This is a genomic window from Bacillus sp. cl96, from assembly GCF_900100505.1.
GTDB classification, from domain to species: domain Bacteria; phylum Bacillota; class Bacilli; order Bacillales; family Bacillaceae_G; genus Bacillus_A; species Bacillus_A cereus.
Genome location: NZ_FNDM01000014.1, coordinates 82,601 through 102,491, shown reverse-complemented (window position 1 = coordinate 102,491; position 19,891 = coordinate 82,601). Strand labels below are relative to the sequence as shown.

Below are 19,891 nucleotides of genomic sequence, written 5' to 3'. Positions count from 1 at the left end.
GAAAGTATTGAAAATTAAATCAGTGATAAACTAGGGGTGCCTAACGTATGCGTAGGCTGAGAGAGAAGCGCGTGAACTTCTTAACCCTTTGGACCTGATCTGGCTCGTACCAGCGTAGGGAAGTTAACGGCTTTACATAATGATGTCTTTATGAGCCAGGTCCTTATTTTTTTATGGACCTGGCTCTTTTTATTTTGGCATGCGCTGGCCATATCTCGTCCTTGTCACGAACAGGGGGGCAATAAAATTTATGAAACAATCTGTTTCAGCTGAGCAAATTGAATTGAAATCGAGTTTACCAGGGAGTAAGAAAGTATATGTGGATGGACCACGAGAAGGCATGAAAGTACCGATGCGTGAGATTGAACAAAGCGAAACGAATGGCGTTCCAAATCCGCCAATTCGTGTGTATGATACGAGCGGCCCTTATACGGATCCTGAGTATAAAGTGGAGTTAGAAAAGGGGATTCCAACGCCGCGCCATTCTTGGATTCTGGGGCGTGGTGATGTAGAAGCATACGAAGGGCGTGAAGTGAAACCAGAGGATGACGGTGTGAAAGTGGCTTCGAAACATACACCTGTTTTCCCGCAGATGGATCGCAAGCCACTTAGAGCAAAGCAAGGTGCAAACGTTACGCAAATGCACTATGCACGTAATGGCATTATTACGTCTGAGATGGAGTATGTTGCGATTCGTGAAGGGGTAGAGCCGGAGTTTGTTCGTAAGGAAATCGCAGAAGGCCGCGCTATTTTACCAGCGAATATTAATCATCCAGAAGCTGAACCGATGATCATCGGGCGTAATTTCCATGTGAAGGTAAACGCGAATATCGGAAACTCAGCTGTATCTTCTTCGATTGCAGAAGAAGTAGAGAAGATGACGTGGGCAACGCGCTGGGGTGCAGATACGATTATGGATTTATCTACAGGTAAAAATATTCATACGACGCGTGAGTGGATTATTCGTAACGCGCCTGTACCAGTTGGAACTGTACCGATTTATCAAGCGCTGGAAAAAGTAAACGGAATTGCAGAAGATTTAACGTGGGAAGTATATCGTGATACGTTAATTGAGCAGGCGGAGCAAGGCGTTGATTACTTTACAATTCACGCTGGTGTATTGCTTCGTTACATTCCAATCACGGCAAAGCGTACGACAGGTATCGTTTCGCGCGGTGGTTCGATTATGGCGCAGTGGTGTTTATTCCATCATAAAGAAAACTTCCTATATACTCATTTTGAAGAGATTTGTGAAATTATGAAGCAGTACGATGTTTCGTTCTCTCTTGGAGATGGATTACGTCCAGGATCGATTGCAGATGCAAATGACGAAGCACAATTCTCTGAGCTTGAAACACTTGGTGAATTAACCCAAATTGCTTGGAAACATGATGTGCAAGTTATGATCGAAGGACCTGGACACGTACCGATGCACTTAATTAAAGAGAATATGGAGAAAGAGCTTGATATTTGTCAGGGCGCGCCGTTTTATACACTTGGGCCACTAACGACAGATATTGCACCAGGTTATGACCATATTACATCGGCGATTGGAGCTGCTATGATTGGCTGGTTTGGAACAGCGATGCTTTGTTATGTAACGCCGAAAGAACATTTAGGTTTGCCAAACAAAGATGATGTACGCACGGGTGTTATTACGTACAAAATTGCAGCGCATGCGGCTGATCTTGCGAAAGGACATAAAACGGCTCATCAGCGTGATGATGCACTTTCAAAAGCACGCTTCGAATTCCGTTGGCGCGATCAATTTAATTTATCTTTAGATCCTGAACGTGCGATGGAATATCATGATGAAACGTTGCCTGCAGAAGGGGCAAAGACAGCTCACTTCTGTTCAATGTGTGGACCGAAGTTTTGTAGTATGAGAATTTCACATGATATTCGTGAGTATGCAAAAGAAAATGATTTAGAAACGACAGAAGCAATTGAAAAAGGAATGAAAGAGAAAGCAGAAGAATTTAAAGAAGCTGGTAGTCATTTATATCAATAACATGTTACACCTCTTTACTTGATTGATCACACTGTAGTACCTAACTTTATTATAGAAGAAGCCCCATTTGCTAAGACGGTAGCAAATGGGGCTTCTGTTGTTTATAAGGCAAAGAAGAGATGTACCCAGTAGAATAAGAGGAATAGTGTGACGACTGTTGTGAGCGGGATAACGATAAGGGATACACTTAAATAGTCTTTCCATTTTACTTTAATTTTGTTTTGTTTCAGAATATACATCCAAATGAGTGAAGCTAGTGTACCAATTGGTAGTAATAGTGAACCGATGTCACTACCAATGATGTTTGCAAGATAGATTGTTTTTAATGTGACTGGATCTAGTCCCATTTCTGTTAATGTGATTGTACCAATCATAAGGGCAGGATGGTTATTGAAGACGTTAGAGAGGATGGATACAAGTCCGCCCATTGCAAAGCTAGCATAGAGTAGGTGCTGATTCACAATTGGCTCGAGCCATTGTACAAGTGCAGCTGTTAATCCTGCGTTGTGGAGTCCGTAAATAATGACGTACATAGAGAAGGCGAAAATTAAAATGTGCCACGGTGTCTTTTTCAAAATGTCGACAGGGTTTGTTCGTAAGTAGTACCATCTCCAAATGAGAAGAACAAGTGAACCAAGTACTGCAACGATTTCAATTGGGATGGATAAGAAGGATGCAACGAATAGAAGACAGCGCATCAGGAAGACGAAACCTAATACTTTTAACATGAATCTTGTCCGTTTTTGTTTCGTATCAACAGAATTATTTCCTTTTAGTGGATGGAAGTTTTTCGTGAAGAAAATTTCTTCAATATCATATGAAGAAACAGGTAATTTTTTCGGAAGTTTTTTCTTCAAAACTGTATACATGAGCCATGACATAAATAATAAGCCTAATGTTGCAGGTACAAACATCATAGCAGTATGCATATAAAGAGTCATATTAACGATATTTAATGCAATTAAGTTTACGATATTACTTACACCAATTGGTGCACTAGATGCAGTAGCGATTAAAGCGCCACTTAATAAATAAGGAATTTGTTGATGTGGTTTTAATTGAAGGTTTTTTAGAAGAAGAATTAAAATGGGAGTTGTAATTAAAATACTACCGTCGTTATTAAATAAAAGAGTCATAAGAAAACATAATAATTGAATATACCAGTATAGACGGCGTCCAGAACCCTTTGCTAGATTTGCTAGTTTCGCTGCGGACCAATGGAAGAAGCCGAAGCTTTCTAATATAACTGCCATGACGATGGTCGCTAATATTGTTATGGAGGCCCCTCCTATTTTACTAACAATATCTATGACGTCTGGTTTTGACACAAGTCCAGTAATTAGGATAATGCCAGCACCAATTGCTGCTGGCCACGCCTCATTTAAACCGCGAGGCCGCCAAAAGATAACAATCATCGTTAAGAAGAATACAATAATAGTAATCCATATTTCAATGCTCATATTTTGCCTACCTTTCTATTTTCCCTTGAACAGATGTAGCTTGTCTCAAGTTTATATTGGTAGTATATTCAGCAAAAAATAAGAAGAACTAGACGTATAACGAGATGAACCGAATATGTGTTTTTCATGCTAAAGGACAAGTGTCACGAATAGTGAAATAACTATTATGAGAGGAGTCTATAAATTATTGGGGCAGTAAAATAGTAAATGAAATTTATATGGGCAATTATGGAGATATATTGGCGCAACTTAAAATATATCAGCGATTATGGAGATATATCGGCGCAACTCAAAATATATCAGCGATTTTTAAAATATATCGACTTATCGACAAAACATGACAAAAGGAGTCTATTCCAAAATGCCTTTTGGGACAGACTCCAAGACTATATTATTTTTCCTTCAAAAAAGTACGATCCTTCAAGAATAAATTCCAGAAGAAAATAAATCCTGGTAATAAAATTGCAATCCCAATTGCGTATAGAATGAGCAGTGCATAGAACGTTTCTGTCGTTGTGAAGCTTGTAAATACAGTTACGTCAGGATAAATAATATACGGTAAATGCGCGACGCCGTAAGCGTAGCTTGCAAATGCATATTGAGCGACGACAGCTAAAACGGCAATGCGAGGGTATCCTAGTGTATTGTATTTTTTGTTTGTCCACCAAAGGGACGAGTATCCGATAACGAATAAAACAATAGAAACTGTAAACCACGGGAATTGCTTTATTAATCCTTGCATAAGCCAATGTGTTTCTGGGTCCATTACAACGAGGGCGATGATTGCTGTAACGAGCGTTGCAGGACCAAGAATGATAGCATTTCTTCTATAAATTCTATACGTATCTTCTGAACTTTGTTCTCTCGCAAAATCAGCAAGAAAGAGAGAGGAGAGAAATAGTTCAGACGTTAGTCCGAAAAGCATATAACAGTAGATAACCGGGCTAGAAAGAAGTTTTCCATACAGAAGTACTTCTTTTCCTTCAGACATTGTAATATAGGCTCCCTCTGTAACGGGTAAAACGGTAATTAATAGTGCTGGAATTAAGAGACCAGTAATACCTGAAATAACCCGAAGAAGGTACTGATATTTTGGCAAGGAGTAAGCAAATACCATAAACGTACTACGTACTGCAACGAGCACTAAAATTAACATAACTGGTACGAACATTACTGTCGCAAGAGTAAAGGCCGCTTTCGGAAAGAAGCCGAGAAATGCGACAACGACGAAAACAAGAAACGTATTTGTTACTTCCCAAGTGGGTGATAAGTACCGATTCGCAAGTTTGGCAGCGAGAGTTGGATGTTTGGCGTATACCATGCCCCAAAAACCAGCTCCAAAATCGATGGACCCTAATATACTGTATACGAAAATAAGGGCCCATAAGATGATGATTGCAATACTTTCCTCATGCATGAGAATCGCCTCCTTGGTGTTGTAAATCATTCTTTAATGGATGTCTTCTAAAGAATGTCCGTAGAACAATGACTGTTAAAATAGCGAGTCCAATATATAAAATGATGAATAAAACAAATAAAGGACCGACGAAATCAGCGCGAGTAGAAGCATCGACTGTACGTTGCATACCATAAATTGTCCATGGCTGACGACCGCTACAACTGAAAATCCATCCGAATTCAATACCGAGCATCATAATTGGTCCGCATGCGGCAGCCCCCAAAAGTAACCACTTCGGTAGTTCTGTCCCCTTTTTTCGGTAAACGAAGTACCAATATAAGAGAGCAATTGCTGCAACTGCAAAGGTAAACGCAGCAGTGCCGACCATTAAGTTGAACAGTGTATGTGTATAAAATGGTGGCCATGTTTCTTGTGGGAATTCATTTAGACCTTTTACGACAGTGCTAGGGTCTAGTCCCACTAATAAGCTAAGCATGTTTGGGATTTCAAGTGCATAGTTTAGTTCAAGTGTATTAGGATCCACAACCCCGCCAATGGATAGCGGTGCGTGTGATGTCGTTTCAAATAAAGCTTCAGCAGATGCAAGTTTTTCAGGTGAGTGTTTATGTAAGGCGATCGCTGATTCATGTCCTGAAAGCCACATCGTAGCGCCTGTAATAAATGTCACGACAAGCCCTAATAGTAGCCCTTTTTTATGATAAGCAATTTCACGTGTACTTAAATTTTTCTTCAATAATTTAAATCCAGCGATAGAAGCAATGACAGCCGCACCAGTTGCATAAGCCGTAATAACAACATGGAATGCACTTGTGCCAAAACTTGGATTAAAGAAAGCTTTCCACGGATCAACGTTAAAAACAGATCCATCTGGATTCATTGAAAAGCCTGCTGGTGTATTCATCCATGTATTTGCTGATGTAATGAGCACGGCGGATGCCGTGGCACCAAGCATGACGAAAAATAGCGAGATTAATCTCATAAATGGAGGAAGTTTATCAGCTGCATATACGTAAATCGACATGAATAAAGCCTCCAAAAAGAAGGCGAAAATCTCAATTTGGAAGGGAACAGAAATAACTTGCCCAACAATTTTGGCGAAACCAGGCCAAAGAAGTGAGATTTGCACACCAACGATTGTTCCAGTTGGAATTGCTACACCGAGAAGAATAGCAAACGCCTTTGTCCATCTTTTCGCCATAATGGCATAGTCGGAGTCTTTCTTCCAGTGATAGAGTATTTCGCTTATAAAAATCATCAATGAAAGACCGACACCAAGTGTTGCAAAGATAATGTGGAATGCTAATGAAGAACCAAAAAATGCTCTTGCTAATGTTACCGTATCCATATGTAAACTCCTCTTCTTTTTTGCCATTATTTTCTGATTGAATTGGAAGATTTATTCAAAAAAACTACCAAAAATATATATGTATTTAAAAAGTGAATATGATAATATAATGTTGTAATATTTTGAATAGAAAGAAATAAATAGTTGGTCATGTTTTGTTTGTTTTTTGCTCAGGAATCTTTTATAATCTTTTATGCGAACATAAGTTCTGTTTTTCGGAATCAAGAAGTTTATGTGAAATGGAGAGGGTGTTTTATGTATCCTGAAGTCATTAAAAAGATGGCATTTTCAAAAGAGCATAGAGATTTATTATTGAAGCTATATAATAAAGAAATTACACGTCGTGAATATGATCGACTTGTACAATCGCTATATAAACCTTCTAAAGAGGTTTGCGGGGGATAGAAATGCGGGAGACAATCTAATAGATTGTCTTTTTTAAATTTATGTATGTTCTGATAAAATTAAGGTTAGCCTTACTAGGGAGGTGAAAAGATTGCGGAAACGTTTATATATAGGGATTGGAGTTATCTTCTTAATCGCTTTAGGTGGAATTGTATTTTGGTCAGCTTTACAAGGAAACCGTACAGAAAATTTTATTTTAAGACATATGGTGAATGACAATGGAACACTTGCCACGTATCGTTTAGTAGATACTAAGGCAGGTACGGGTGAAGCTAAGGGACGCGAAGCTTTATCAGAATCGGCGGGATTATGGTTACAGTATACACTTGATAAAGATGATCAGGCGTTATTTGATGAGCAAGTAAAGGTTATTCAAGATAATTTCATATATAAGAATCATATCGTTTTATGGAAACTCTCTGAAAAGGGAGAGAGGCAGTCAGCTACAAATGCACTTATAGATGATCTTCGTATTATAGAACAATTATATCGTGCTTATGAAATGTATAAGGAAGAGCGTTATAAAAACCTTGCCGATCAATTAAGTGATGCTGTACTTCGTTATAATAAAAAAGATAATTATTATGTTGATTATTATGATGCAGATGCAGGAAAACAAAATAATTTTGTAACAACATCATACATAAATCCGCGTGCATTCTCCTATATGAAGAAGTACGGCAAAGTTTCTGCTCAGCAATATCAGGAAGTCGTTCAATTTTTAGCAGATTATCCAAGGCATGGCTGGGCATTCCCAAAAGAGTATAAAGAAGATGGTACATTTACGTACGATAAAGAAGTGAATCTTATTGACCAATCATACGTTGCATATCATCGAAGTTTAGGTGGTCTTTCATCAGCTGCTTATTTGGAATTTATAAAGAAGAAGTTCCAGGAGGATGGAAAGCTATACGGTCGTTACAATTTAGAAACGGGAAAACAAACTGTGAATTATGAATCGCCGGCCGCGTACGGACTAACGATTTTGTACGTACTACAAACAGGTGATACAAAGTTTGCGAAGGAATTGTATGATCATATGGCCACATTACGAAATGACAACGTATTTAGTAGATATTACGGTGGATATGTAACAGGTGAAAATAATAATACGCATATTTTTGATAACGTACTACCACTTTTAGCTGAAATAGAATTAAAAAAGAGTGAACAATAAAAGGTGCCACCATATGAGGGTGGCACCTTTTATTTGTTCATATAATTTTACGTCCTAATATTAGAGAAGTAGTCAATCACGAATTCACGGAATTGCCGAGCTGTTTTTGATAAGTAGCGTTTTTTTGACCAACTTAATCCGATGGTTCGCTGACAAGTGGGTTCAATAATACGCAACTTTCTTGATGCTAAAGTAGAGTTTTTTAATAAAGTTAAACTTGGAACAAAAGCGATGCCGAGACCTTGCTTAATGAGGTCGCTAATTACGGTCGGTTCATCGACTTCAAAAGCAATATGCGGAGTGAAACCAGCTTCTTTACAAAATTCATCTGTTAAGTGCCGAAATCCATAGCCAGTGTTCATACTAATGAACGGTTCGTCCTTTACTTCATGGAGGTGGATATTTTCTCGGCCGGATAAACGGTGGCCTGAAGGGACGACTAAGAAAATTTCTTCTGTAATAAGTGGTTCCCAAACAATCTCCTCACCTTCAATTGGCACAGAGGAGATACAAAAGTCAATTTCTATATTATCTAGTTGTCGTTTCATAGAAGGAGTAGATGCAAGAAATTGTTGAAATCGAACGTTAGGATGTTCTATTAAAAAAGAGCCAAGTAGTTCTGGTAATATTCTCGGAATAGAAACGGCCAGTGTAATAGAGCTTTGTTGTAATTCGGCTAAATCTTTAATTTCTCGTTTCCCTTCACTTAATTCATGAAAAATACGCTCTACTCGTTTTAAAAATACTTTTCCGAAAGAATTTAAAGTAATCTGTCGGCCTTGGCGATCAAATAAAGGGACGCCTAAATCCTTTTCGAGTCTAGCGATTGTTTTGCTGAGTGAAGGTTGCGCGATATGCAATTCTTCAGCTGCCTTTGTCATATGTTCTAGTCGTGCAACTGTCTGAAAGTATTTTAACTGGAGCAGTTCCATTTCGAATCTCCTTTCTATAGACCAAAAGGAATGAATTGATAATTAAAGATGTATTATACAGTATGGAAAGTGACGTGTATAGTAAATCTGTTAAACCATTCTAATGGTGTTAAATTCGGAGAAGGAGTATGTTTCATGAAGGGAATTCAACTTATATTTAAAGATTGGAAAGCGATGTGGCACCATAAACATGGACGTATCGCTTTAATTTTTTTATTAATCGTTCCGTTAATTTATTCAGGATTCTTTTTAGCTGGATATTGGGATCCGTACGGAAGATTAGATAAATTACCTGTTGCAGTTGTGAACTTAGATAAGGGTGCTATGATGGATGAAAAAACAATTCATGCAGGAGACGATTTTGTTAAAAATTTAAAAGAGAATAAGGAACTAGCTTTTCATTTCGTATCAGAAAAAAATGCAGATGAAGGGTTAAAAGAAGATAAATATTATATGGTTGTTACGATTCCAGAGAATTTCTCTAAAAAGGTAAGTACACTTATGGATGAGAAACCAGAGCCGGCAAAGTTGCAGTACAAAGTAAATCCAGGTAAAAACTTTGTAGCAGCTCAAATTGGAACGACAGCTGTTGAAAATATGAAAACAAAAATCTCGAATAGTATTACGAAATCTTATACAGAAGGTGTCTTTTCAAAGTTTCAAGATTTGGCACAAGGATTGAGTGATGCAAGTAATGGTGCTGAGAAGTTACATGAAGGAACGACCGATGCAAGAAATGGAGCGAATCAGCTTGCGGATGGTATTGATCGTTTAAGTAATGGGACATCGAAATTGAAAGAAGGAAGTGACAAGCTTGCATCCAGTCAATCTGCTTTAACCGGGGGAGCAAATGAGCTGAGTCAAGGAGCGACATCACTTCATAGTGGTATGGAATTACTAGCACAAGGTGAAAAAACGTTACAATCAGGAATTAGTGAATTAAGTGCTGGTACAAATGAATGGGTGAATGGAAATGAAAAACTTGCTGAAGGGCAAGCGAAAGCGGACAATGCGGCAAATAGTGTAAAACAACAATTAGAAGAGTACGTGAAAAATCATCCAGAAGTGCAGCAAGATCCCGCTTTTCAAAAAATTGTTGCTACGTCTGATGGACTAGCTAAAGCAACAAATACTTTAAATAATAGCCAACAACAATTGACACAAGGTGCGAAGAAGATTGCTGACGGTCAACATAAGATTGAAGAAGGCATGAATACATTCGGAGTTAAGTTAAATGAAGCTACTGCTGGAACGAAAAAGATAGCAGATGGTGCATCGAATTTGGCTGATGGATTTACGAAGTGGGGAAATGGGTTTACATCATTGCAAGAAGGTGTAAATCAGCTTGCGAGTGGTGGAACGGAGCTGAATAACGGTGCTGGTAAATTAACAAATGGACTTGTTAAACTTGATGATGGTGCGAAAGAACTTTCTACGAAATTGGGAGAGGGCGCAGAGAAGATAGCGGATGTTCGTAATGATGATGCACATAATACGATGTTCTCAGAGCCAGTTCAGTTAGTGAAGTCAACAGTTTCTGACGTTCCTAACTACGGTTCAGGCATTGCGCCATATTTCTTATCACTTGCATTTTATGTTGGCGGAATTATGGCATCGAATATTTTACCTCTTGGCCGCAGACAAAATATGAAGGTAAGCGGAACGGTACATTTTATTAATAAACTAGGATTGGTATATTTAATTGGACTTATTCAAGCGCTACTCGTAGATGTAGTTGTGCTAGGTGTTATGAAATTAGAAGTCGCAAGTGTGCCACTCTTTGTTTTATCAAGTATTGTTATTTCCTTTACGTTCATGACATTTATTCTTATGTTAGTAACAGTATTTGGTCTTGTTGGAAAGTTCTTAGCGGTAACCCTTCTTGTCCTGCAATTAGCGACGAGCGGAGGTACTTTCCCAGGAGAATTAAATATAGCTGTTCTTAGTAAAATTGGACAATTTCTCCCAATGTCCCATTCTCTTAGAGGATTACAAGATGTTATTTCTTTAGGAGATTGGTCGCAATTACAAATGCAAATTTTAATATTGTTATGTTATCTCGTTGTTGCCGGTGGAATTGCTTGGATCACGAGTCATATACAGCATAAAGAAACGAATGCAGAACAAGTTTCTTAAAATGAAATAAGCTATCCGATTTTTTCGGATAGCTTATTTTTTATTTACGTTCCATTACTGCAAAGTAATTATTTTCATTATCAGCAAAGTTGAATGCTCTACCAGTAGGTAAATCTACAACCTGTCCAACTGTGACATTTTTCTCAGAAAGATCTTTATATAGACGGTCTAAGTCATTTGAGAAGAACATAAGTGAAGGTGTATTTAGGTTTAGTTCAGGTTGCATCTTCGCGATTAACGCTTTATCGTGAAGGACGATGCTTGTTCCTGCTTCTTTCGCCGGTGCAATTTCAATCCAGCGGAAGCCATTTCCGTTATTTTCTTCCGCAATGATTTGGAACCCTACTTTTTCTGTCCAAAATTGTACTGTTTCGTCTTGGTTATTTACATATAGCATAATTTGTCCAACTTGATTAATCATAGGTGTCTCTCGCTTTCTTTTTATATGCGTATCATTATATCAAATATATGGCTTGAATAGTTTTTTATGATTTTTTCGGAATACAACCTTCGTCCATTTCATCTTTGTTGTAGGAGAAGGACCTGTAATCCAAGTATGAAATGGTATTGTGCTACAAATGACCATTGTTGAAATAGAGATAATAGCCGTTAACACAAATAGTAATAGGCTATATAATATAGTATTTTCTTGCAGTGTGAATAAAGAAAGAAACTTTGTGCATAGTTGCAAGAAGAATAAATGAGCTAAATAAGCACCATACGTGTAATTTCCAATGAAACGTAACGTTTTATATAAGAAACCACGACGCTGTACTATCATAATAGATAACACATACAGTATGATAATTTCGCATACGATATATAAAAACATAGATGGCTTTAAATAGGTAGAAACAGTTAAATGAATAGAGTTTGCTCCGTAAAAACTAAACAACTCATAATTGATGAATAAAAATAAGATGAAAAATAATATTGTTATAAGCGGGATATGTTTCATGACGAATAGACGCCAAGTTTTTAGTGCTACAGCGGCAATGCCACCCATAACGAAATAGAATGAGTAGAATAGAAATGATCGATCTGTATAATGTAAAATTGTTGAGCTTGTTAATTTTTCTCCATTAAAAATATAGTGAGAAGAGAACCACATTAATAGAAAATATAGGCAAGCGAAAAAGGTCATATATTTATATATGTCTTTTTTATTTTCTGTTCGTTTTTGAAACCAATAAAAAAGTGTGCATAGTAAAGGGAACAATAAGTGAATTTGGAACATCATAATAACGTACCAAAGATGGGGCGCGGCTGTTCCGAGTAATAAACTTTTTATTCCGCCTTGTAATGTAATAAGATCATTTGTTGTTAATAAGTAAAGAATAGACCAAAAGAAATAAGGAATGAGTAAGTGTGTCGCTTTTTCAGAAATATATTCTTTATATACTAATTGCTTCGTATAGTGACGAATTAAGTGAAATCCAACGATAAATATGAATGCTGGTGCTGAGAATTTTGCAAGATTAAATAGCATGCCCATAATGAGGGATTGCTCAAGTAAGACATTTCCTTGATTCATTGTATATAATAAGGAACTTTGCAAAACGACAGCGAGAAATGCAATGCTTTGCAAAACTTTAAATTCAGGTGCGCTTTGTGTCATTATTTCCATCTCCTTTTCCATACATGATTATAGTACGGAGAATGGATAATGGATGTGGAATATTTGTGAAGATTGTAACAAATTTGTGGCGAGAGAGAATGAGTGGTATCGACTAATCAATAAATAAAGACAAAAAGAGGATGTCCTAAACGAGCATCCTCTTTCTATTAAGCAAATTTGTTTTTGATCCAATTCTTACCTTCTACAAGGCGAGCTGTCATTACCGCACAAGCGTTATCTGCTGTTACGTTTAACATCGTTGCAGGTGGATCAATGATTGTACTAATTGCTGCGATAATTGGCAGTGCTTCTGGCGGGAAACCGTATAGAGATACGATTAACATTTCACCAATCATACCACCGCCTGGAATAGCGCCCATTACTGTTCCTACTAATAAAGAAACAACAAGTGCGATTGCTAATGTTTTCGGTCCTTCAAATTCCATGTTGAAAATACCGAATAAGAAAGCAATTTTTAATACGCCCCCTAAAACAGAGCCGTCTTTATGAAGTGTAGATCCAAGAAGGACAACTGTTTCACGAACGTCAGAAGAAATACCCATTTTCTTCGTTGCTTCTAAGTTCGCTGGAATACTTGCAGCACTACTACAAGTTGCAAGAGATGTAACTGTAGGAGAGACCATGTTCTTCCAAAATACTTGTACACCTTGCTTGCGACCTGCAAGGTATGCATAGAACGTAAAGAATACAAAGAAGTAAATGAGAGACGCTGGATAGTATACCATTGCTGCTCGGAAGTAAGTTCCAAGAAGCTGCGGTCCGAATTCACCAACTAATGCTGCGAAGTAAGCAGCAAGTCCGATTGGGGCGTAGTACATAATGAAAGATACAACCTTCATTGAAATCTCTGCACCAGCCTGTAGGAATGTAGCGAATGGCTTTCCTTTTTCGCCAACTGCTGAAGTTGCAATCCCCATTAAGATAGAGAAGAAAATAAGAGCTAACATATTTTCACGAGATAGTAACTTCGAGAAGTCAGATACTGTTAAAATACCGACGATTTGATCTGCAACACTAACAGCTTTGCCGGCTTTGTCAGGTTGTGTTAGTTCTAGTACAACACCTTGTGCTGGCGGGAATATTTTCACAACAATAATCATAAAAATAGCAGCTAAAATACTTGTAAATAAGAAAGTCCCAGCCATACTAGACATAATTTTACCGAAACGTTTTAATCCATCCATATTAGCAATAGACGATGCGATGCTAAAGAACACTAGAGGTACAACAATCGTAAACATTAAGTTTAAGAAAATGTCACCAAGCGGCTTTAAAGCAACTGCATCGGCACCCATGAAATAACCAATGAAACCACCAATTAGGATAGAAGATAATAAAATAAGTGGAAAGCGATATGCCTTCATAAATATATCCTCCTATCAATTAAAAAAAGTCATACTGAATCATTATAGCGAGTTAGAGTTCTCTTTACTAGGAGAATACGGATAGATGGAATAGCGCGAAAACCAAGAAATTTTTGTTTTTAAGCTCGGCATACAGCAGGAAATCTAGACATATATATTTGTAACCTAGTGGTGGCAAGGAGTGCACCATAATTTAGGTAGAGAAAAAAGGGGAGGGAAGCGGGATGAATATTTTACTTTGCTGTGCAGCGGGAATGTCTTCCAGTTTGATTGTTACAAAGATGGAGAAAGCAGCAGAGGCAAGAGGGATAGAAGTGAAAATCTGGGCAGTATCAGGTTCTGAAGTGAATAGTCATATTGATAAAGCTGATGTCCTTTTACTTGGACCGCAAGTACGTTATTTATTACCGAAAATGAAAGAATTATGTAAGGATAAAGGGATACCTGTTGATGTCATTCAATCCGTTCATTACGGACTTTGTAATGGAGAAGCTATCTTGCAAGCAGCTTTGTCAATGAAACCATGAGGAGAGTGGGATAGATGATACGGTTTTTAGAGAAGTACGTGATGCCAGTAGCAGGGAAGGTTGCAGAGCAGAGGCATTTACAAGCAATTCGAGATGGAATTATTTTAACGATGCCTTTCTTAATTATTGGATCGTTTTTCCTCATTATTAGTGCACTGCCAATACCCGGATATAACGAGTTTATGGCAGGTTTGTTTGGTGAGAATTGGCAGAGAGCTTTAGGGTATCCAGTTAGTGCAACTTTTAATATAATGGCTTTAATAGCTGTTTTTGGAATCGCTTACAGGCTTGGAGAGTATTATAAAGTGGATGCTTTAGCATCCGGGGCATTGTCGCTTGTGACGTTTTTACTTGCGACGCCATTTCAAGTTGCATATATTATACCAAGTACAAAAGAAAGTGTACTTGTAGAAGGCGCTATCCCAGCTGCATTAATGGGAAGCCAAGGGTTATTTGTAGCAATGATTATTGCACTTATATCTACTGAACTGTATCGATTTATTGTACAAAAAAAGATAATTATAAAGATGCCAGAGACAGTTCCACCAGCTGTCACGCGTTCATTTGCAGCACTTGTTCCAGGATTTATTGTTGTAACAGTTATTTGGATTTTACGCTTAATTATAGAAAATACTTCTTTTGGCAGTATCCATAATATTGTAGGACAAATTTTACAGGAACCACTTAGTGTACTTGGTGCTAGTCTTTGGGGCGCAATAATAGCAGTTATTCTCGTTCATGTTCTTTGGTCGTGTGGAATTCATGGTGCTACTATTGTTGGTGGTGTAATGAGCCCCGTTTGGTTGTCGTTAATGGATCAAAACCGAGTCGCTTTTCAAGCTGGGCAAGATGTACCAAATACGATTACGGCACAGTTTTTTGACTTATGGATTTATATGGGCGGTTCTGGTGCAACGCTTGCTCTAGTTGTCGGAATGTTACTATTTGCACGAAGTCAACAATTAAAAAGTTTAGGGAGATTGTCAATTGCACCTGGTATATTTAATATTAATGAGATGGTAACTTTTGGTATGCCGATTGTGATGAACCCACTTTTACTAATTCCATTTATATTAGTTCCAGTTGTGTTAACAATTGTTTCGTACTTTGCAATGGAATGGGGATGGGTCGCACGTCCGAGTGGGGCCGCTGTACCTTGGACGACACCTATTCTTTTTAGTGGATATTTAGGATCGGGCGGGAAAATTTCAGGTGTTATTTTACAACTTGTTAACTTTGCGCTAGCATTCTTCATTTATTTACCGTTCTTAAAAATATGGGATAAACAAAAACTGGCGGAAGAAAAGGGGGAGTAAAGAACTAAAATGGATACGATAGAGACGAAAGCTTTTCATTTAATCTTGCATGGGGGAAACGCGAGAAGTTGTTCAATGGAAGCAATTGATTGTGCGAAGCGTGGGGAGTTTACAGAAGCTGAAGCTAAATTACAAGAAGCACTAGAGGAATTAAAAGAGGCGCACCGTGTACAAACGGAGCTTATCCAGAAAGAAGCTGGTGGTGAAAAGACCGAAGTTACTCTTTTAATGGTACACGCACAAGACCATTTAATGAATGCAATTACGGTGAAAGAATTAGCGAGTGAGTTTGTAGAGTTATATAGGAAGATGTCGGTGGATGAATGAACCTTGCTTATGCAAGGTTTTTTTATCTCGAATTAACGGGCAGTAAAACTTCCACTAATTAAAATTTCATTTTATGTATGTGCCTGTACCATCAGTGGAATGTTCATCCCACTGATGGTATTTTACAATCCTCCTTTTTTCGGATGAGTAAGAGTTATAATTAATCGGCAGTAACAATTTCTCCTATACCACGAATTAATCTTTTTATATGCATCCGTTCCGGTTTTAATATATTTACGATATAATCAATCGCTATTTGTGGTTCAACGGTTGTACCGCAAGTATAACAGTCAATAGCCGCAAAATTTTGTTCCGGGTAAGTGTGAATGGAAAGATGGCTTTCTGATAATAACACTAATACAGTAACACCATATGGCTGGAACTCTTTTTTACTTACGTTTAAAACATGGGCACCAGAGTAATCTGCAGCTGTAACTAGATGATATTCTAAAAAGTGCATATCATCTAATAGGGAAAAGTCCACTCCCCACAAATCTACTATTATATGCTTGCCAAAAGTAGAATATTCCATAGGGTAGCACTCCTTATTATAATATTGTCAAAACTTCATTTCCTGTTTGTAGCATTGATGTAAGATAAGATTTGATTCTGAATTTAAAAGAGCGAGGTTACGTTGTTCTAGATGTTCTTCTTTAAATTGAAATAAAGGAAAAAGAAGAGCAGGCAATGTTCGAGGAGTTGGTACTACATATAATTGTTCAATTTGATCGAGTACATGTGCAGAATTAGTAGCAAGATGAAATCCCCAGTCAGTTCCGAAAGAAGGAACGATTGTATGATAACTCTTCACAGTTAATCCAGCGTGTTCAATTGTATTACCAATACTCCAATATACTAGAGGTGCATCAGCAGGTGAATTAGATTGACAGACGAAAGCCCCATCTTCTGTTAAGAATGTAGCTATACGAGCAAATAGTTCGCTTGTATATAAAGTACTTAATAATTCTGTCGCTGGGTCTGGAAAATCAATAATGATTACATCGTATAAAGATGAAGGTGAATTTAGAAATTCTTTTGCATCGCATACGTGCACGTTCACACGATTATCAAAAAAAGCATTTTTGTTTAAAGATACTATTTCTGGAACATTACGTGCCATATTAATCATTGTCTCGTCTAAATCAACAAGGTCTACATGTAGCACAGTTTCATATTTCAAAACTTCTCGTAAGGCAAGGCCATCGCCACCACCTAATATGAGAACACGTTTTGGATCAATTACTTTTGCCATAATCGGATGTACAAGTGCTTCATGATAAATTTGCTCATCAACGGAACTGAATTGTAGTTGCTTGTCCAAGTATAAGCGAACATCGTTTACTTGGACTAAATTAATATTTTGATAATTACTCTTTTCTTCAAATAGGCTCGTATGTTCACCAGCTTGTATTTCCTTTAGAGAAATTTCATCCCACACATCTAAGCTGTGTGAATCTGTAGGTACTATAGTTACATTTTCCGATTGTACTTGCTTATCTTGCTTATTCTGCTCATCCTGTTTGTCCTGTTTGTCTTGTATATCATGCTTGTCCTGCTGTTCTAGTTCAAATTTGTCAGAGTCTAATTCAGAACGCTTGTCTTTTTTATAGCTTGTTATTCTATAAATCTTTATTTTGCTTTGTTTTCTATGTTTTGGCATAGGAATCCCCTTTCGAATTGTGTTATTTTATTCTATTTTATTTTATGTAATCTAGTAGAGTATGCTTGGACAATAGAATAGATAGAAGACTGAGCTCAAGAAAATGTTGTTTTTTACTAGATTTCTACGATAAAAAATTTTTTTAGTGTTTTTTCATATTAAACATAACTAGACAACTAAACACTAATCTATTTTCATACAGTTATGTGTTAAAAGCGTGTTGTTTTATAACACACTGTGTGTTTTTTAGACGACACACTAATTGAAAGCGTTAACACACAAAGAAAATGCTCGAAAAAGCACTGATTTTAGTGGTTTTAAAAAGTTGGCACGCTAATTGCATTAATAAATAGCGTAAAGAAAAATAAATAAAACATAAATTTTTTATACTACACAAGGGGGATTTTCAAATGAATATTTTATTATGTTGCTCAGCAGGGATGTCTACAAGTTTACTAGTTACAAAAATGGAAGCGGCTGCAAAAGCTCGCGGTCTAGAAGGAAAGATTTGGGCTGTATCTGGGGATGCAGTAAAAACAAATATCGATCAAGCAGATGTATTATTATTAGGACCACAAGTTCGTTACATGCTTTCTTCAATGAAAACGCTTGCTGATGAGAAAAACGTTGGAATCGACGTTATTAATCCAATGCACTACGGCATGATGAATGGAGAAGCAGTTTTAGATCATGCATTAACACTTAAAAAATAATTAGGGGGGAAGCGAAATGCAAAAATTTATTGCATTTATGGAGAAGTACATGGTTCCGATTGCTGGTAAAATCGGGTCGCAACGTCACTTAGCTGCGATCCGTGACGGATTTATTGCAGTTATGCCACTTATTTTAGTGGGTTCTATGGCAGTACTAGTTAATGGTTTACCAATTCCAGCATTCCAAGATTTTATGAAAGATTTATTCGGTGAAACTTGGACACAAATTGGTGGTGGCATGTGGACAGGATCCTTTGGGGTATTAGCTCTGATGGTTGCGGTTACCACAAGTTATAACTTAGCAAAATCTTACGGTGTTGATGGATTGTCAGCTGGTATTATTTCATTTGGTGCTTTAGTTATTCTTACACCAACAACACCAAAAGAGGGCGGTTTAAACTTAGCTTGGACTGGTGCACAAGGTTTATTCGTATCATTAATTGTTGCAATCTTAGTTACAGAGGTATTTAGATTCTTCGTACAAAGAAACATTACAATTAAAATGCCTGACGGTGTACCACCAGCAGTAATGAAATCTTTCGCTGCGTTAGTTCCAGCATTTGTGATTTTAACAGGTGTTGCAAGTATTCAATTAGCAGTAAAACTAGCAGGTACAAGTGTTCATGAGTATATCTTTAATACGTTACAAGTCCCATTACAAGGTTTAGCGGGTACGCTACCAAGTGCAATTGTTATTGCATTATTAGTACATGTACTTTGGTTCTTTGGTTTACATGGTCCAAATATTGTTGGGGGTATTATTGAGCCACTTTACTTACCGGCATTAGAGAAAAATATTAAGTTATTCCAAGATGGTACATCTGCATTTGATGTTCCAAATATTGTTACAAAACCATTCTTTGATACTTTCGTATATCTTGGTGGTTCTGGTGCAACATTAGCATTCTTAGTTGTTGTATTAATTGTAGCGAAAAGTGCACAATTACGTGGTGTATCTCGCCTATCGATTGGGCCAGGTGCATTCAACATTAATGAACCAGTAATCTTTGGTACACCAATTGTTTTAAATCCAATTTTATTCATCCCATTCGTATTAACACCTGTTGTGTTAGTTATTACATCTTATACAGCAATTTACTTAGGATGGGTACCAAAAACAGTAGCGATGGTTCCATGGAACGTTCCACCAATTATTAGTGGATATCTTGTAACAGGTTTACATCCTTCTGGTGCGATTTTACAATTATTCAACTTTGTTATTGCAATGGCGATTTACTTCCCATTCGTTGTCGCATGCGATCGCTCAGTTATTCGTACTGAAAAAGCAGCACAAGGAAATAACAACTCTGTACCTATGTAACATAATAATTGTTCTCACAGACAACATGATCTGTGAGAACAATTACCTTTATATCATGTTCAAAAAGATGAAACTCATCTACAAGAACACCAAACTATCATTCATAAAATAATAATGTAATAGAAATGTTCAAACTGA

The 19,891-nt window shown here is 37.3% G+C and carries 18 protein-coding genes and 1 riboswitch; of the genes, 9 read left to right on the top strand and 9 right to left on the bottom strand.

All coding sequences use genetic code 11. The features are described 5' to 3' along the window. Positions 1–22 precede the first annotated feature (22 nt). Positions 23–138: riboswitch (TPP riboswitch) on the top strand. Between the two features lie 112 nt (positions 139–250). After that, positions 251–2,011, top strand: coding sequence for a phosphomethylpyrimidine synthase ThiC (gene thiC, locus BLT20_RS24625; RefSeq protein WP_000814483.1), 1,761 nt, complete (start codon positions 251–253; stop codon positions 2,009–2,011). 101 nt (positions 2,012–2,112) lie between these two features. On the opposite strand, the gene BLT20_RS24620 is transcribed toward thiC, so the two are convergent. The 3 genes from BLT20_RS24620 to cydA form a co-directional block, all read right to left on the bottom strand. Next, a complete protein-coding gene (locus tag BLT20_RS24620) occupies positions 2,113–3,471 on the bottom strand; it encodes an arsenic transporter (RefSeq protein WP_000021127.1) in 1,359 nt (452 codons plus the stop codon). Positions 3,472–3,862: 391 nt separating this feature from the next. Continuing rightward, positions 3,863–4,888: a cytochrome d ubiquinol oxidase subunit II gene (locus BLT20_RS24615; protein WP_000544187.1), complete on the bottom strand. Its 1,026-nt coding sequence runs from the start codon at positions 4,886–4,888 to the stop codon at positions 3,863–3,865. Next, positions 4,881–6,236: a cytochrome ubiquinol oxidase subunit I gene (cydA, locus tag BLT20_RS24610; RefSeq protein ID WP_000381982.1), complete on the bottom strand. Its 1,356-nt coding sequence runs from the start codon at positions 6,234–6,236 to the stop codon at positions 4,881–4,883. Before cydA ends, BLT20_RS24615 begins: the two co-directional genes overlap by 8 nt. Positions 6,237–6,491: 255 nt before the next feature. Between cydA and BLT20_RS30635 the strand changes: the two genes are divergently transcribed. Further along, entirely contained in the window at positions 6,492–6,641 is a 150-nt protein-coding gene (locus BLT20_RS30635; RefSeq protein WP_000283180.1) for a hypothetical protein, read from the top strand. A gap of 91 nt (positions 6,642–6,732) precedes the next feature. Then, on the top strand, positions 6,733–7,818 hold the full coding sequence (locus tag BLT20_RS24600; RefSeq protein WP_001231664.1) for a hypothetical protein: 1,086 nt from the start codon (positions 6,733–6,735) through the stop codon (positions 7,816–7,818). A 47-nt stretch (positions 7,819–7,865) separates the two neighbouring features. On the opposite strand, the gene BLT20_RS24595 is transcribed toward BLT20_RS24600, so the two are convergent. Next, positions 7,866–8,750, bottom strand: a complete 885-nt coding sequence (locus tag BLT20_RS24595) for a LysR family transcriptional regulator (protein WP_000421938.1) — start codon at positions 8,748–8,750, stop codon at positions 7,866–7,868. A 135-nt stretch (positions 8,751–8,885) separates the two neighbouring features. On the opposite strand from BLT20_RS24595, the gene BLT20_RS24590 reads away from it, so the two are divergent. Continuing rightward, positions 8,886–10,886 carry a YhgE/Pip domain-containing protein gene (locus tag BLT20_RS24590; protein ID WP_000676351.1) on the top strand — a complete coding sequence of 667 codons (2,001 nt, stop codon included), beginning with the start codon at positions 8,886–8,888 and terminating at the stop codon, positions 10,884–10,886. Positions 10,887–10,926: 40 nt separating this feature from the next. Here the strand turns inward: BLT20_RS24590 and BLT20_RS24585 are convergent, their stop codons facing one another. The 3 genes from BLT20_RS24585 to BLT20_RS24575 all read right to left on the bottom strand — a co-directional run bounded on the left by BLT20_RS24585 (position 10,927) and on the right by BLT20_RS24575 (position 13,889). After that, positions 10,927–11,307: a VOC family protein gene (locus tag BLT20_RS24585; protein WP_000610162.1), complete on the bottom strand. Its 381-nt coding sequence runs from the start codon at positions 11,305–11,307 to the stop codon at positions 10,927–10,929. A gap of 39 nt (positions 11,308–11,346) precedes the next feature. Next, a complete protein-coding gene (locus BLT20_RS24580) occupies positions 11,347–12,504 on the bottom strand; it encodes an acyltransferase (protein ID WP_000194332.1) in 1,158 nt (385 codons plus the stop codon). A gap of 167 nt (positions 12,505–12,671) precedes the next feature. Continuing rightward, positions 12,672–13,889 (bottom strand): dicarboxylate/amino acid:cation symporter, encoded by a 1,218-nt coding sequence (locus BLT20_RS24575; protein ID WP_000649362.1) that lies wholly within the window; start codon positions 13,887–13,889, stop codon positions 12,672–12,674. Between the two features lie 224 nt (positions 13,890–14,113). Here BLT20_RS24575 and BLT20_RS24570 point away from each other — a divergent pair, with 224 nt between their 5' ends. From BLT20_RS24570 to BLT20_RS24560, 3 genes are read left to right on the top strand one after another with little or no spacing between them, the layout of a single operon-like run. Beyond that, positions 14,114–14,416 carry a PTS sugar transporter subunit IIB gene (locus BLT20_RS24570; RefSeq protein ID WP_001023543.1) on the top strand — a complete coding sequence of 101 codons (303 nt, stop codon included), beginning with the start codon at positions 14,114–14,116 and terminating at the stop codon, positions 14,414–14,416. Between the two features lie 14 nt (positions 14,417–14,430). Beyond that, complete coding sequence (gene celB, locus BLT20_RS24565; RefSeq protein WP_000617789.1) at positions 14,431–15,732, top strand: PTS cellobiose transporter subunit IIC; 1,302 nt, start codon at positions 14,431–14,433, stop codon at positions 15,730–15,732. Positions 15,733–15,741: 9 nt separating this feature from the next. Beyond that, the gene (locus BLT20_RS24560) at positions 15,742–16,059 is read left to right on the top strand and encodes a PTS sugar transporter subunit IIA (protein WP_000379645.1); all 318 of its coding nucleotides are present in this window, start codon (positions 15,742–15,744) and stop codon (positions 16,057–16,059) included. A 160-nt stretch (positions 16,060–16,219) separates the two neighbouring features. Here the strand turns inward: BLT20_RS24560 and speD are convergent, their stop codons facing one another. Both speD and BLT20_RS24550 read right to left on the bottom strand, forming a co-directional pair. Further along, entirely contained in the window at positions 16,220–16,591 is a 372-nt protein-coding gene (gene speD / locus BLT20_RS24555; RefSeq protein WP_000456821.1) for an adenosylmethionine decarboxylase, read from the bottom strand. 27 nt (positions 16,592–16,618) lie between these two features. Next, a complete protein-coding gene (locus BLT20_RS24550) occupies positions 16,619–17,719 on the bottom strand; it encodes a polyamine aminopropyltransferase (RefSeq protein WP_001123966.1) in 1,101 nt (366 codons plus the stop codon). A 410-nt stretch (positions 17,720–18,129) separates the two neighbouring features. On the opposite strand from BLT20_RS24550, the gene BLT20_RS24545 reads away from it, so the two are divergent. Then, complete coding sequence (locus tag BLT20_RS24545; protein WP_001023567.1) at positions 18,130–18,432, top strand: PTS sugar transporter subunit IIB; 303 nt, start codon at positions 18,130–18,132, stop codon at positions 18,430–18,432. Between the two features lie 16 nt (positions 18,433–18,448). Then, on the top strand, positions 18,449–19,753 hold the full coding sequence (gene celB, locus BLT20_RS24540; protein WP_001168855.1) for a PTS cellobiose transporter subunit IIC: 1,305 nt from the start codon (positions 18,449–18,451) through the stop codon (positions 19,751–19,753). Positions 19,754–19,891 lie beyond the last annotated feature (138 nt).

What these genes read in the sequence shown, in the direction of transcription:
- BLT20_RS24545 (WP_001023567.1), top strand. Translation starts at nt 18,130, where the DNA reads ATGAATATTTTATTATGTTGCTCAGCAGGGATGTCTACAAGTTTACTA.
- celB (WP_001168855.1), top strand. Translation starts at nt 18,449, where the DNA reads ATGCAAAAATTTATTGCATTTATGGAGAAGTACATGGTTCCGATTGCT.
- speD (WP_000456821.1), bottom strand. Translation starts at nt 16,591, where the DNA reads ATGGAATATTCTACTTTTGGCAAGCATATAATAGTAGATTTGTGGGGA.
- cydA (WP_000381982.1), bottom strand. Translation starts at nt 6,236, where the DNA reads ATGGATACGGTAACATTAGCAAGAGCATTTTTTGGTTCTTCATTAGCA.
- BLT20_RS24550 (WP_001123966.1), bottom strand. Translation starts at nt 17,719, where the DNA reads ATGCCAAAACATAGAAAACAAAGCAAAATAAAGATTTATAGAATAACA.
- BLT20_RS24585 (WP_000610162.1), bottom strand. Translation starts at nt 11,307, where the DNA reads ATGATTAATCAAGTTGGACAAATTATGCTATATGTAAATAACCAAGAC.
- BLT20_RS24580 (WP_000194332.1), bottom strand. Translation starts at nt 12,504, where the DNA reads ATGACACAAAGCGCACCTGAATTTAAAGTTTTGCAAAGCATTGCATTT.
- celB (WP_000617789.1), top strand. Translation starts at nt 14,431, where the DNA reads ATGATACGGTTTTTAGAGAAGTACGTGATGCCAGTAGCAGGGAAGGTT.
- thiC (WP_000814483.1), top strand. Translation starts at nt 251, where the DNA reads ATGAAACAATCTGTTTCAGCTGAGCAAATTGAATTGAAATCGAGTTTA.
- BLT20_RS30635 (WP_000283180.1), top strand. Translation starts at nt 6,492, where the DNA reads ATGTATCCTGAAGTCATTAAAAAGATGGCATTTTCAAAAGAGCATAGA.
- BLT20_RS24595 (WP_000421938.1), bottom strand. Translation starts at nt 8,750, where the DNA reads ATGGAACTGCTCCAGTTAAAATACTTTCAGACAGTTGCACGACTAGAA.
- BLT20_RS24575 (WP_000649362.1), bottom strand. Translation starts at nt 13,889, where the DNA reads ATGAAGGCATATCGCTTTCCACTTATTTTATTATCTTCTATCCTAATT.
- BLT20_RS24615 (WP_000544187.1), bottom strand. Translation starts at nt 4,888, where the DNA reads ATGCATGAGGAAAGTATTGCAATCATCATCTTATGGGCCCTTATTTTC.
- BLT20_RS24590 (WP_000676351.1), top strand. Translation starts at nt 8,886, where the DNA reads ATGAAGGGAATTCAACTTATATTTAAAGATTGGAAAGCGATGTGGCAC.
- BLT20_RS24570 (WP_001023543.1), top strand. Translation starts at nt 14,114, where the DNA reads ATGAATATTTTACTTTGCTGTGCAGCGGGAATGTCTTCCAGTTTGATT.
- BLT20_RS24560 (WP_000379645.1), top strand. Translation starts at nt 15,742, where the DNA reads ATGGATACGATAGAGACGAAAGCTTTTCATTTAATCTTGCATGGGGGA.
- BLT20_RS24620 (WP_000021127.1), bottom strand. Translation starts at nt 3,471, where the DNA reads ATGAGCATTGAAATATGGATTACTATTATTGTATTCTTCTTAACGATG.